This is a genomic window from Pseudomonas sp. S5D5, assembly GCF_003013355.1.
Lineage (GTDB): Bacteria > Pseudomonadota > Gammaproteobacteria > Pseudomonadales > Pseudomonadaceae > Aquipseudomonas > Aquipseudomonas aylmerensis.
Window position 1 is genome coordinate 5,158,425 of the sequence record NZ_PTEO01000001.1, and the last position, 13,070, is coordinate 5,171,494.

Here is a 13,070-nt window from a genome sequence, read left to right on the forward strand (position 1 = left end):
AACATAAATTTCGACCGTTATACCGCTTTCGCCGGCAAGCCAGCGCCTGCCTTTGATCTCAGCGGCCTTTAGATTTCTTTACATCGACCAACCGACGCAGGTGGCACGTCACTTCCTCGCGGTCGTGGTACAGCTGCTTGCAGCCAATCTCCACGCGGATGCCACGCGCCTTGAAGCCGTCTTCGATGCGTTCCAGCAAACGCTTCACTTCGGCGTAGCGCTGCTTCATCGGCAACTTCAGGTTGACCACCGCCTCGCGACAATGCCCTTCACCGATCCAGGTTTCCAGCAGGGCTGCGTTACGCGCCGGCTTTTCGACGATGTCGCAGACCATCCAGTCCACCGGCTGCTTGGGCACGAAGGTGAAGCCGTCAGCCATCAAGTGCTGCACCAGGCCGGTGTCCATCAGGCTTTCGGCCATCGGGCCGTTGTCGATGGCGGTCACCAGCATGCCACGATTGACCAGTTGCCAGGTCCAGCCGCCGGGCGCTGCGCCGAGGTCGACGCCGGTCATGTCGCCGTGCAGGCGTTCATCCCACTGGTCGCGAGGGATGAAGTGGTGCCAAGCCTCTTCCAGCTTCAGGGTCGAGCGGCTGGGCGCCTCACGCGGAAACTTGAGGCGCGGGATGCCCATCGGCCACATTGCCGAGTTGTTCGACTCGGCCAGGCCCATGAACACTTCGCGGCCACTCTTGAAGGTCAGCAGCAGGCGCGGCTTGCTCGGGTCGTCCACCAGCTTGCCGGCGTTGAGCAGGGCTTTGCGCAGGTGCACTTCGAATTTCTTACAGAAGTTGGAGAGTTCCTTGCCGTCATTGGTGTCGACCATCTCCAGCCACAGGCTGCCGCACACCGGAAACTCGCGCAGGTGGGTGAGGATCACGCTGATGCGGTCGGTTTCCGGCAGGTCGATGAACACCCCGCGCGCCCACTGCCGCGGGAAGATCAGCTCGGCAAAGCGCTGGCCGTGCATCAGGCGCTGGGCGCCGTCTTCTTCGGTGCAGACAAATTCGGCGCAGGCGCTGCCGGTCTTGGCCTTGGCGTAGCCGGAAACGTTCAGGCGCGCGGCGTGTTCCGCGATCTCGGAACAGACTTCGCCTTCAAAACCCGGGCGGCAGTGCATAAAAAGGGTGTTCATCAACTCTCCTGGTAACACGCTTGCTGTAGCGCAAGGCCTGTCATGAAAACGCGCGCATGATAGCCGAGTTCGGAACCTTGGTTCTGTCCATAGAGTCCAGTAATTAGCCAGCTACTGAAAACAGGGCTAGTTTGAAAGCTCTGTTCGTCCCGTCAGGTCCGTAGCCGTGCGGACCATAAGGAGTCATGTAATGTCATCCCTTGATAGCCTGAGAACCCTTAAGACCCTGCAGATCGACGCAAAAACCTACCACTATTTCAGCCTGCCCGAAGCCGCCAAGAGCTTGGGTGACCTGGATAAGCTGCCGATGTCCCTCAAAGTGCTGCTGGAGAACCTGCTGCGCTGGGAAGACGACAAGACCGTCACCGGCGCCGACCTGAAGGCCATCGCCGCCTGGCTCAAAGAGCGCAAGTCCGACCGCGAGATCCAGTACCGCCCCGCCCGAGTATTGATGCAAGACTTTACCGGGGTCCCCGCCGTAGTCGACCTGGCAGCCATGCGCGCCGCCGTGGCCAAGGCCGGTGGCGACCCGCAGCGCATCAACCCGCTGTCGCCCGTGGACCTGGTCATCGACCACTCGGTGATGGTCGACAAGTTCGGTACCACCAGTGCGTTCGAGCAGAACGTCGACATCGAGATGCAGCGCAACGGCGAACGCTACGCCTTCCTGCGCTGGGGCCAGAGCGCCTTCGACAACTTCAGCGTGGTGCCGCCTGGCACCGGTATCTGTCACCAGGTCAACCTCGAATACCTCGGCCGCACCGTGTGGACCAAAGATGAGGACGGCCGCACCTATGCGTTCCCCGACACCCTGGTGGGCACCGACTCGCACACCACCATGATCAACGGCCTGGGCGTGCTCGGCTGGGGCGTGGGCGGTATCGAGGCGGAAGCGGCGATGCTCGGCCAGCCCGTGTCGATGCTGATCCCGGAAGTGATCGGGTTCAAGCTCACCGGTAAATTGAAAGAAGGTATTACTGCCACCGACCTGGTACTGACCGTCACCCAGATGCTGCGCAAGAAAGGCGTGGTGGGTAAGTTCGTCGAGTTCTACGGCGACGGCCTGGCCGACCTGCCGCTGGCTGACCGCGCGACCATCGCCAACATGGCCCCGGAATACGGCGCCACCTGCGGCTTTTTCCCCGTGGATGAGGTGACGCTGGATTACCTGCGCCTGTCCGGGCGTCCGGCAGAAACCGTCAAGCTGGTCGAGGCCTACACCAAGGCCCAGGGCCTGTGGCGCAACGCTGGCCAGGAACCGGTGTTCACCGACAGCCTGGCGCTGGACATGGGCAGCGTCGAAGCCAGCCTGGCCGGGCCGAAACGCCCGCAGGACCGTGTTTCCCTGCCGAATGTCGGCCAGGCCTTCAGCGACTTTCTCGACCTGCAATTCAAACCGACCAACAAGGAAGAAGGCCGCCTGGAAAGTGAAGGCGGCGGCGGTGTCGCCGTGGGCAATGCCGACCTCGTCGGCGAAACCGACTACGAATACGACGGCCAGACCTACCGCCTGAAAAACGGCGCGGTGGTGATCGCCGCGATTACCTCCTGCACCAACACCTCCAACCCCAGCGTGATGATGGCCGCCGGCCTGGTGGCGAAAAAGGCCGTGGAAAAAGGCCTGACACGCAAACCCTGGGTGAAAACCTCGCTGGCGCCCGGCTCCAAGGTGGTCACCGACTACTACAAGGCAGCCGGCCTGACCCACTACCTCGACAAGCTGGGCTTCGACCTGGTCGGCTACGGCTGCACCACCTGTATCGGCAACTCCGGTCCCTTGCCCGAGCCGATCGAAAAAGCCATCCAGAAAGCCGACCTCGCCGTCGCCTCGGTGCTGTCGGGCAACCGCAACTTCGAGGGCCGCGTGCATCCGCTGGTGAAAACCAACTGGTTGGCCTCGCCACCGCTGGTGGTCGCGTATGCGTTGGCCGGCACCGTGCGCATCGATATCAGCAGCGAACCACTGGGTAACGATCAGGACGGCAAGCCGGTGTACCTCAAGGACATCTGGCCCAGCAGCCAGGAAATCGCCGACGCGGTAGCGCAGGTCAGCACGAGTATGTTCCACAAGGAATACGCCGAAGTGTTCGCCGGCGACGAGCAGTGGCAAGCGATCGAGGTGCCGCAGGCGGCAACGTATGTGTGGCAGAAGGATTCCACCTACATCCAGCACCCACCGTTCTTCGACGACATTGCCGGCCCGCTGCCGGTGATCAAGGACGTCAAGGGCGCCAACGTGCTGGCCCTGCTCGGTGATTCGGTGACCACCGACCACATCTCCCCCGCCGGCAACATCAAGACCGACAGCCCTGCCGGCCGCTACCTGCGCGAGCAGGGCGTGGAACCGCGTGACTTCAACTCCTACGGCTCACGCCGGGGCAACCATGAAGTGATGATGCGCGGCACGTTCGCCAACATCCGGATCCGCAATGAAATGCTCGGCGGCGAGGAAGGCGGCAATACGCTGTACATCCCTACCGGCGAGAAAATGCCGATCTACGATGCCTCGATGAAATACCAGGCAGCGGGCACCCCGCTGGTAGTGATCGCCGGCCAGGAATACGGCACCGGCTCCAGCCGCGACTGGGCGGCCAAGGGCACCAACCTGTTGGGCGTCAAGGCGGTGATCGCCGAGAGCTTCGAGCGCATCCACCGCTCCAACCTGGTGGGCATGGGCGTGCTGCCGCTGCAGTTCAAGCTGGATCAGAACCGTAAGTCACTCAAGCTGACCGGCAAGGAGAAGATCGACATCCTCGGCCTGACGGACGCCGAGATTGAGCCGCGCATGAACCTGACCCTGGTGATTACCCGGGAAGATGGCAGCAGCGAGAAGATCGAGGTGCTGTGCCGGATCGATACGCTGAATGAGGTGGAGTACTTCAAGGCGGGGGGCATCCTGCACTACGTGCTGCGCCAATTGATCGCCTCTTAAGCAACCCTGCAAAACCAACTGTGGGAGCGGGCTTGCTCGCGAATGCGGTGGATCAGTCAAGAATGTATCGACTGACACTCCGCATTCGCGGGCAAGCCCGCTCCCACAGTTTCGACCGCATTTCAGATCAGCCGAACAACCACTTCCACAACAGCACCAGCACCACTACCGCCAGCACCGGCCGTGCAATGCGGTAGGCCTTGGGATGCTTGCGCTTCCACTGCTTGACCACACCGCTGAACTTGTCGCTGAAGGTCTTGCTCCAGGCGTAAGCCTGGTTGATGCCGCCGACGCGCTCGTCGTCGAGGTTCTGCGGCGCAGTGGCGCGGCCCAGTTGCTTGCTGACCCAGCGGTTGACGCGGGTCATCAGGCGGTTGCTCAGGGGGCGCTCGATGTCGCAGAACAGGATGACACGGGTCTTATCCGTCTCGTTCTTCACCCAGTGCACATACGTTTCGTCGAACATCACGTCTTCACCGTCGCGCCAGGCGTACACCTGCCCATCGACGAAGATGCGGCAGTCGTCGGAGTTCGGCGTGGACAGGCCCAGGTGATAGCGCAGCGAACCGGCAAACGGGTCGCGGTGCGGGTTGAGGTGGCTGCCGCCTGGCAACAGCGCGAACATCGCGCCCTTGACGTTGGGGATGCTGCTCACCAGCGCCACGGTTTTCGGGCACAGCGCCTCGGCCGATGGCAGGGGTTTGTCGTACCACTTGAGGTAGAAACGCTTCCAGCCCTTCTTGAAGAACGAACCGAACCCGGCGTCGTTGTTCTTTTCGGCGGCGCGGATGTACCCCTCGTCGAACAGGTGCATGGCCTCTTCGCGGATCACTTCCCAGTTGTCCTTGAGCACATCCAGTTCCGGGAATTTGCTGCGGTCCAGGTAGGGCTTGGACGGCACGGCGGAGAACAGGTACATCAGGGCGTTATACGGGGCGAACAGCGCCGAATGGTTGACGAACTGGCGCAACATCGGCAAACGGGCCTTGCCGCGCAGGTGCACATACAGCGTGCTGCCGATAAACAACGCCAGCACCGACAGTTTGGCGGCCAAAGAAAAGGTCATGCAGCAACTCCTGAAAATAAGCGCCTGGCCAACAGCAGACGTAGCAGCCGGCCATGATAAACAGTTGGGCCATTATGCAGAAGGCCCGAGCTGACCGGCTGACACAAATCAAACATTGCAAGCAACGCGGGTGGGGCAGCGGATCTCATATGGTGACTGGGCTTATTGTGGCTAGTGCGGGCTTATTGTGGCGAGCGGGCTTGCCCCGCGTTGGGGCGCGAAGCGGCCCTGAAACCATTCACCGCGTTTCTCCCTGGAAAAACCCGCTGGATTGACTGGGGCCGCTTCGCAGCCCAACGCGGGGCAAGCCCGCTCACCACAGGAAACGAAAAGCGCGCTCACGACAAATCAACAATAAACCTACCCACCCCATCAAACCTGCTCACCACAAAACACCAAGCCTGCTCACCACAAAACACCAAGCCTGCTCACCACAAAACAATCATCAAGCCTGGTTTTCCTGCTCGGTAAACAAATCGCTGAACAGCATGCTCGACAGGTAGCGCTCACCGGAGTCCGGCAAAATGACAACGATAGTCTTGCCCTGCATTTCCGGCTTCTCCGCCAGACGCACGGCCACGGCCATCGCCGCCCCGCAGGAGATTCCGCAGAGGATGCCTTCTTCCTGCATCAGGCGCAGGGCCATGGCCTTGGATTCTTCGTCGGTCACCAGCTCCACGCGGTCGACCATCGACAAATCCAGGTTCTTCGGCACAAAGCCGGCACCAATACCCTGGATCTTGTGCGAACTCGGCTTGATCTCTTCACCGGCCAGGGCCTGGGTGATCACCGGCGACACAAGCGGCTCCACGGCCACCGACAGAATCGGCTTGCCCGCGGTGTTCTTGATATAGCGCGACACCCCGGTGATCGTGCCGCCGGTGCCCACGCCTGCGACCAGCACGTCGACGGCGCCATCGGTGTCATTCCAGATTTCCGGGCCAGTGGTTTTCTCGTGGATCGCCGGGTTGGCCGGGTTTTCGAACTGGCCTGGCATGAAGTACTGGGCCGGGTCGCTGGCGACGATTTCAGCGGCTTTGGCGATGGCCCCTGTCATGCCCTTGGCCGGCTCGGTCAGCACCAGCTCGGCGCCGAGGGCCTTGAGCACCTTGCGGCGCTCGATACTCATCGACGCCGGCATGGTCAGCAGCAGCTTGTAGCCACGGGCAGCGGCCACGAACGCCAGGCCGATACCGGTGTTGCCGGAGGTAGGTTCGACGATGGTCATGCCCGGCTTGAGTTTGCCGGTGCTTTCGGCGTCCCAGATCATGTTTGCGCCAATGCGGCACTTCACCGAGTAACCCGGGTTACGCCCTTCGATCTTGGCCAGGATGGTCACGCCACGCGGGGCGATGCGGTTGATCTGGACCAGGGGCGTGTTACCGATGGAGTGCGCGTTGTCTGCAAAGATGCGGCTCATGACGGGTCCTTAAGGCAATTTCAAGAAGGTCACAAGGGTATGCCTCGTCCACCAAGGCGTCCAGTCAGAGGAACGTTGCGCCCACCCGGACGGTCCATCGCCTATACCGTTGGAGAACCTGACCATGAGACGTCGCTACAGTTGGCCACTCTGGACCTTCGCCGCCCTGGTGGTGGTGCTGGTTGCCATCGACCTGGCCCTGCCCTACCTGGTGCGCAACTACTTGAATGACAAACTCGCCGACATGGGCGACTACCGTGGCCAGGTCACCGACGTGGACGTGGCCCTGTGGCGCGGCGCGTACAGGATCAACGGCCTGCAGATCGTCAAGGTCGACGGCAAGGTGCCGGTACCGTTCGTCAAGGCGCCGTTGATCGACCTGGCAGTGAGCTGGCATTCGCTGTGGTACGACCATGCGGTGGTGGCTGAGGTGCAGTTCGTCAACCCCGAGGTCAATTTCGTCGATGGCGGGGCCAACAAGCAGGCGTCCCAGACCGGTAAAGGCACCGACTGGCGCGCGCAGTTGAGCAAACTGCTGCCGATCACCCTCAACGAAGTGCGCATCCAGGACGGCAAGATCGCCTTCCACAACTTCAGCTCCAAACCGCCGGTGAACATCAACGCCACGTCGGTCAACGCCAGCTTCTATAACCTCACCAACGTGGTCGACGTCAAAGGCAAGCGCGACGCCCGCTTCGACGGCAAGGCCCTGCTGCAGGGCCAGGCGCCCCTGGAAGCGACCGCCACGTTTGACCCGCTGAGTAACTTCGAAGACTTCGAATTCCGCTTTCGCGCCAGGGATCTGCAGCTGCGCCGCATGAATGATTTCGCGTCGGCGTACGGCAAATTCGACTTCAAGGCCGGTACCGGTGATGTGGTGATCGAGGCCCAGGCGGAAAAAGGCCAGCTGACCGGCTACATCAAGCCGCTGATGCGCAATGTGGAAGTCTTCGATTGGCAACAGGACGTCGAAAACAAGGACAAGAACATCTTTCGCTCGATCTGGGAGGCCGTAGTCGGCGCCAGCGAGACGGTGCTGAAGAACCAGGCCAAGAACCAGTTCGCCACCCGCGTGGAGCTGAGTGGCAGCGTGCATCAGCAGAATGTCAGCGCGTTCTCCGCGTTTTTGGCGATTTTGCGCAATGGCTTTATCCAGGCATTCAACGCGCGCTATGAACAACCCAAGCCATCGGCGGATTGAGCCTGACCGGCCATTCAGAGACTGAATAACCCGTCTGCGTTCACAGTCGCCGGGGCCGCGCGGTATAGTCCGGGCATTGATGAATTCGAGGAATGACCGATGAAGTTCGAAGGCACCCAGGCCTACGTTGCCACCGATGACCTGAAACTGGCCGTCAACGCTGCCATTACCCTGGAGCGTCCGCTGCTGGTCAAGGGTGAGCCCGGCACCGGCAAGACCATGCTCGCCGAGCAACTGGCCGAATCCTTCGGTGCCAAGCTGATCACCTGGCACATCAAGTCCACCACCAAAGCCCACCAGGGCCTGTATGAGTACGACGCGGTCAGCCGCCTGCGCGACTCGCAACTGGGCGTGGACAAGGTGCACGACGTGCGCAACTACCTGAAGAAAGGCAAGCTGTGGGAGGCGTTCGAGTCCGAAGAGCGCGTGATCCTGCTGATCGATGAAATCGACAAGGCCGACATCGAGTTCCCCAACGACCTGTTGCAGGAACTCGACAAGATGGAGTTCTACGTCTACGAAATCGACGAGACCATCAAGGCGAAGAAACGCCCGATCATCATCATTACCTCCAACAATGAAAAAGAACTGCCGGACGCCTTCCTGCGCCGATGCTTCTTCCACTACATCGCCTTCCCCGACCGTACCACCCTGCAAAAGATCGTCGATGTGCACTACCCCGACATCAAGAAGGACCTCGTCAGCGAAGCGCTGGACGTGTTCTTCGATGTGCGCAAGGTGCCGGGCCTGAAGAAGAAACCTTCCACCTCCGAACTGGTGGACTGGCTCAAGCTGCTGATGGCCGACAATATCGGCGAAGCGGTGCTGCGCGAGCGCGACCCCACCAAGGCGATCCCGCCGCTGGCCGGTGCCTTGGTGAAGAACGAGCAAGACGTGCAACTGCTTGAACGTCTGGCATTCATGAGCCGTCGCGGTAATCGATAATGTTGCTCAACCTGTTCAATGAAATGCGCGCAGCCAAGGTGCCGGTCTCGGTGCGCGAGCTGCTCGACCTGATCAACGCGCTGAAACAGCGCGTGACCTTCGCCGACATGGACGAGTTCTACTACTTGGCCCGGGCGATCCTGGTCAAGGACGAACGGCATTTCGACAAGTTCGACCGAGCCTTCGGCGCCTACTTCAACGGCCTCGAAAAGCTCGACGACCACCTGCAGGCGCTGATCCCCGAAGACTGGCTGCGCAAGGAATTCGAACGCTCGCTGAGCGACGAGGAACGCGCACAGATCCAGTCCCTCGGCGGCCTCGACAAGCTGATCGAGGCGTTCAAGCAACGCCTGGAAGAACAGAAGGAACGCCACGCCGGCGGCAATAAGTGGATCGGCACCGGCGGTACCAGCCCGTTCGGCTCCGGCGGCTACAACCCGGAAGGCATTCGCGTCGGCGACGCCGGCAAACGCCAGGGCAAGGCCGTCAAGGTCTGGGACCAGCGCGAGTACAAGAACCTCGACGACCAGGTGGAACTGGGCACGCGCAACATCAAGATCGCCCTGCGCCGCCTGCGCAAATTCGCGCGCCAGGGTGCGGCCGAAGAGCTGGATATCGACGGCACCATCGACCACACCGCCCGCGACGCCGGGCTGCTGAACATCCAGATGCGCCCGGAGCGGCGCAACACCATCAAGCTGTTGTTGCTGTTCGACATCGGCGGCTCGATGGACGCCCATGTGAAGATCTGCGAGGAACTGTTCTCGGCATGCAAGACCGAGTTCAAGCACCTGGAGTACTTCTACTTCCACAACTTCGTGTACGAGTCGGTCTGGAAGAACAACCAGCGCCGCACCTCGGAGCGCACTTCCACCCAGGACCTGCTGCACAAGTACGGCGCCGACTACAAAGTGATCTTTATCGGCGACGCGTCGATGGCGCCGTATGAGATCACCCAGGCCGGCGGCAGCGTCGAGCATTGGAATGAAGAGCCAGGGTATGTGTGGATGCAGCGCTTCATGGCCAAGTACAAGAAGCTGATCTGGATAAACCCGTACCCGAAAGACACCTGGGGCTATACCGCGTCGACGGGGATTGTGCGCGAGTTGGTCGAAGACCAGATGTACCCGCTGACGCTGCGCGGGCTGGAAGAAGGGATGCGCTTCCTGTCCAAGTGATGGCAGGCCTGTAGACGATGGTATCGGCTACAGGCAACTTCACTCAGCAGTGCTCGCTGTCGATCCAGGCAAACTTGAGGAACAGCGCAGCGAACTGTTTGACCAGTTCCGAATCCTGACGGTCGACTTTCCCATCATTGTTGACGTCCTGGTTGATCGAGACAGTGCTCCCCCGACCATTACCGTCGCTGTACACCGCCGCCGAATAGACAATGGTTTCATCTCGGGGCGCCCCTTCCCCTTGATGAAAGTGCAAGCGCACCGTGTCGGGAATCCCGTTGTTATCAAAGTCCCCGGCAAATACCTTCAGGTACTTGTCGAAGGGTTCGTCGAGGCTGAACCATTCGAACGCCAGGAACAGCTGGGCAAACTCAAGGGCCATCTCCCGGTCCACGGCGTCGACAATACCGTCCTGATTGAGATCGTCCGCAATGACCCAGTCGAACTTGCCGTTTTCGGTGATATCGAACGCCGTCGCCCGGTGGACAAGCGCGGGGGCTTGGGAGTCGTCATAGAACTCCAGATAGACCACGTCGGGAATATCGTTATCGAACACATCTTGGGCAAATATCTTCAAATAGCGCATGGCAAAACCTGACTAGGGGATGGACCTATCAAGATTTGCATGACTGCACTCAAGCAGCGAAGACGACAAACGCTGGCACTCCCGTAGGAGTTTTCTTTACGCGGTAAACCTGCGCAGATACGCCACATGCTGCTGATGCGCCGTCTCCTGCACCACCGGCGCCAACCTGAGTTTTTCCCCCGGCAGGCACTGTGCCAGTCGCGCCAGCGCCAACGGCGTCAACGCGCCCAGGCGTGGATACCCGCCAATGGTCTGCCGGTCATTGAGCAACACAATCGGCTGTCCATCCGGTGGCACCTGGATGGCCCCCAACGGAATCCCTTCGGAAATCAATGACGGCCCCTGGTACTGCAACGGCGTGCCCAACAGGCGCATGCCCATGCGGTCGGCGCGGCTGTCCAGCGCCCACTCGGTATTGAAGGCATCGAACAGGCTCTGGCCGCTGAACTGGCCGATCTGTGCACCGACGATCACATCCAGCGGCCCCTTGGCGGGCAGGACTGAATCGCTCAGCACTTTCATCGCACCGCCTGTCCCGGAGTAGCCCAACCGCGCGCCTTCGACCAACGCCCTGCCGAAGCCATCCAGCCCGCCCAACTCCTCGCGCACCACCGTGGCACAACTGCCCAGCACCTGCGGCGCATCAAAGCCGCCCGGCGCCGCCAGGTAGGCCCTGGCCCCGCTGAACGGCTGGGTAAAGCGCAGGCGCTGGCCCTTTTGCAGGATGAAACTGCGGCCGGGGCTGATGGCGCGTTCGTCGATGTACGCACCCAGGTCCGCACCGGCCAAGGCCAGCAGGCAATACTCTTCGGCCTGCACGGTAAAACCGCCGAGGGTGATTTCCACCACCGGCGCATCCAGCGCATTGCCCAGCAGCCAATTGGCCCAGGACATCGACACCCAGTCCAGCGCACCGCCCTGGGTCACGCCCAGGTGGCGCACGCCAAAGCGGCCGGCGTCCTGCAACAGGCACAGTGGCGTGCTGGCCTCGATCAACAAGCGGCTCATGCCTGCGCCTCCAACGGCGTGTCATCGCCACCCAGATGGATAAATTCCGCGTGATCGACGGCTTCAAAACGCACCGTATCACCGGGTTGCATCAGGCTGTAGCCGTCGCGTTCGCGGTCGAACAGCTTGGCCGGGGTGCGGCCGATCAGGTTCCAGCCGCCGGGAGATACCACCGGGTAGGCGGCCGTTTGCCGCTCGGCGATGCCGACGCTGCCGGCCGCCACGCGTTTGCGCGGGGTACTCAGGCGTGGTGTGGCGAGGATTTCGTCGACCAGCCCCATAAAGGCAAAACCGGGGGCGAAGCCAAGGGCGAATATCTGGTATTGGTGGGCACTGTGACGACGGATCACTTCATCGACAGCCAAGCCACTGCGCTGGGCGAGCAATGTCAGCTCAGGGCCGACGCTCGGGTCGTACCACACCGGCAGCACATGGCACTGGCCGCCGCCCTGGGCTTGGGGTTGCAGGTCAGTCAGGGCTTCGTCGATCAACGCGCGGGCCTGGGACGGGCTCAACGCGGTGAGGTCGTAATGCACCATCAACGTGGTGTAGGACGGCACCAGGTCGACCAGCGCGGACCCGAAACCGCTGCGCAAGCGCTGGGTGGCGGCGAGCATCCACGGCATGTTGGCTTCGGCAATCACGTCAAACAGACGCACCATCAGCGCGTCGATGGCCACCACTTCAATGCGTGGCTTCATGCTGGCTTCAATGCCTCGCGAATGCGCTGCACGGCGGCGACCGAGCTGGCGTTGTCGCCATGCACGCACAGGGTGTTGGCCCGCAATACCAGCGGGCTGCCATCGCTGGCCGTCAGGGCCTCGCCACGGGAAAGGGTCAGGGCCTGCTGGACGATGGTATCGGAATCATGGTGCACGGCACCCGGCAATTGGCGCGAAACCAGATGCCCCTTGGGGTCGTAGGCACGGTCGGCGAAGGCCTCGAACCACAGGATGACCCCGTATTCGTCGCCCAGGGCCTGGGCCGCGCTGTTGTCGCGGGTGGCCAGCAGCATCAGTGGCAGGTCGCCATAGGCGGCCACGGCCTGGATTACCGCGCGCAGCTGCACCGGGTTGGCCATCATGTCGTTGTACATCGCGCCGTGTGGCTTGACGTAGCTGACCCGCCCACCCTGGGCACGGCAGATGCCGTCGAGGGCGCCGATCTGGTAATGCAGCAGGTCCTGGATTTCTTCGGGCGTGTAGGCCATGGAGCGACGGCCAAAACCTTGCAGGTCCTGATACGCCGGGTGCGCGCCGACTTGCACACCGTGCTTGAGCGCCAGGCCGACGGTCTTGCGCATGATGCTCGGGTCGCCGGCATGGAAGCCACAGGCCACATTGGCGCAATCGATGAACGGCATGACCTCGGCGTCCAGACCCATCGTCCAGTTGCCAAAGCTTTCGCCGATGTCGCAATTCAGTAGCAGGCGGCTCACGGTGGTCGCTCCTGTAGGCTTTGTTTTTTTGTAGTGTGGGATTTTTTACACAGAACTCGCAACTTGTCCTGGCACCCCAACGACGCTTATCGTGGAATAACTCGATTTTTGGCGCTGGCCCGGTGCGGCGTCCAACTAATAAAAACCGATCCAAGCATAAG

The 13,070-nt window shown here is 61.5% G+C and carries 11 protein-coding genes; 4 read left to right on the forward strand and 7 right to left on the reverse strand.

All coding sequences use genetic code 11. The features are described 5' to 3' along the window. Window positions 1-58: 58 nt before the first annotated feature. A complete protein-coding gene (gene rlmM / locus C9990_RS23490) occupies window positions 59-1,135 on the reverse strand; it encodes a 23S rRNA (cytidine(2498)-2'-O)-methyltransferase RlmM (protein WP_065902033.1) in 1,077 nt (358 codons plus the stop codon). 190 nt (window positions 1,136-1,325) lie between these two features. Here rlmM and acnA point away from each other — a divergent pair, with 190 nt between their 5' ends. After that, window positions 1,326-4,067, forward strand: coding sequence for an aconitate hydratase AcnA (gene acnA / locus C9990_RS23495; protein WP_106804822.1), 2,742 nt, complete (start codon window positions 1,326-1,328; stop codon window positions 4,065-4,067). Window positions 4,068-4,194: 127 nt separating this feature from the next. Here the strand turns inward: acnA and C9990_RS23500 are convergent, their stop codons facing one another. Beyond that, window positions 4,195-5,133 (reverse strand): aspartyl/asparaginyl beta-hydroxylase domain-containing protein, encoded by a 939-nt coding sequence (locus C9990_RS23500; protein WP_106804823.1) that lies wholly within the window; start codon window positions 5,131-5,133, stop codon window positions 4,195-4,197. A gap of 445 nt (window positions 5,134-5,578) precedes the next feature. Beyond that, window positions 5,579-6,553, reverse strand: coding sequence for a cysteine synthase A (gene cysK / locus C9990_RS23505; protein WP_106804824.1), 975 nt, complete (start codon window positions 6,551-6,553; stop codon window positions 5,579-5,581). A 124-nt stretch (window positions 6,554-6,677) separates the two neighbouring features. Between cysK and C9990_RS23510 the strand changes: the two genes are divergently transcribed. The 3 genes from C9990_RS23510 (at window position 6,678) to C9990_RS23520 (ending at window position 9,877) form a co-directional block, all read left to right on the forward strand. Next, window positions 6,678-7,754 (forward strand): DUF748 domain-containing protein, encoded by a 1,077-nt coding sequence (locus C9990_RS23510; RefSeq protein WP_065902041.1) that lies wholly within the window; start codon window positions 6,678-6,680, stop codon window positions 7,752-7,754. Window positions 7,755-7,853: 99 nt separating this feature from the next. Continuing rightward, window positions 7,854-8,699, forward strand: coding sequence for a MoxR family ATPase (locus tag C9990_RS23515; RefSeq protein WP_003210690.1), 846 nt, complete (start codon window positions 7,854-7,856; stop codon window positions 8,697-8,699). Continuing rightward, entirely contained in the window at window positions 8,699-9,877 is a 1,179-nt protein-coding gene (locus C9990_RS23520) for a VWA domain-containing protein (RefSeq protein WP_106804825.1), read from the forward strand. The genes C9990_RS23515 and C9990_RS23520 overlap by 1 nt, the downstream gene beginning before the upstream one ends. A gap of 43 nt (window positions 9,878-9,920) precedes the next feature. On the opposite strand, the gene C9990_RS23525 is transcribed toward C9990_RS23520, so the two are convergent. The 4 genes from C9990_RS23525 to C9990_RS23540 form a co-directional block, all read right to left on the reverse strand. Then, complete coding sequence (locus C9990_RS23525) at window positions 9,921-10,463, reverse strand: hypothetical protein (RefSeq protein WP_106804826.1); 543 nt, start codon at window positions 10,461-10,463, stop codon at window positions 9,921-9,923. A gap of 96 nt (window positions 10,464-10,559) precedes the next feature. Further along, on the reverse strand, window positions 10,560-11,471 hold the full coding sequence (locus C9990_RS23530) for a biotin-dependent carboxyltransferase family protein (protein ID WP_106804827.1): 912 nt from the start codon (window positions 11,469-11,471) through the stop codon (window positions 10,560-10,562). Then, a complete protein-coding gene (gene pxpB / locus C9990_RS23535; protein WP_106804828.1) occupies window positions 11,468-12,172 on the reverse strand; it encodes a 5-oxoprolinase subunit PxpB in 705 nt (234 codons plus the stop codon). The genes C9990_RS23530 and pxpB overlap by 4 nt, the downstream gene beginning before the upstream one ends. Then, window positions 12,169-12,909, reverse strand: a complete 741-nt coding sequence (locus C9990_RS23540; protein ID WP_106804829.1) for a 5-oxoprolinase subunit PxpA — start codon at window positions 12,907-12,909, stop codon at window positions 12,169-12,171. Before C9990_RS23540 ends, pxpB begins: the two co-directional genes overlap by 4 nt. Between the last annotated feature and the right edge of the window lie 161 nt (window positions 12,910-13,070).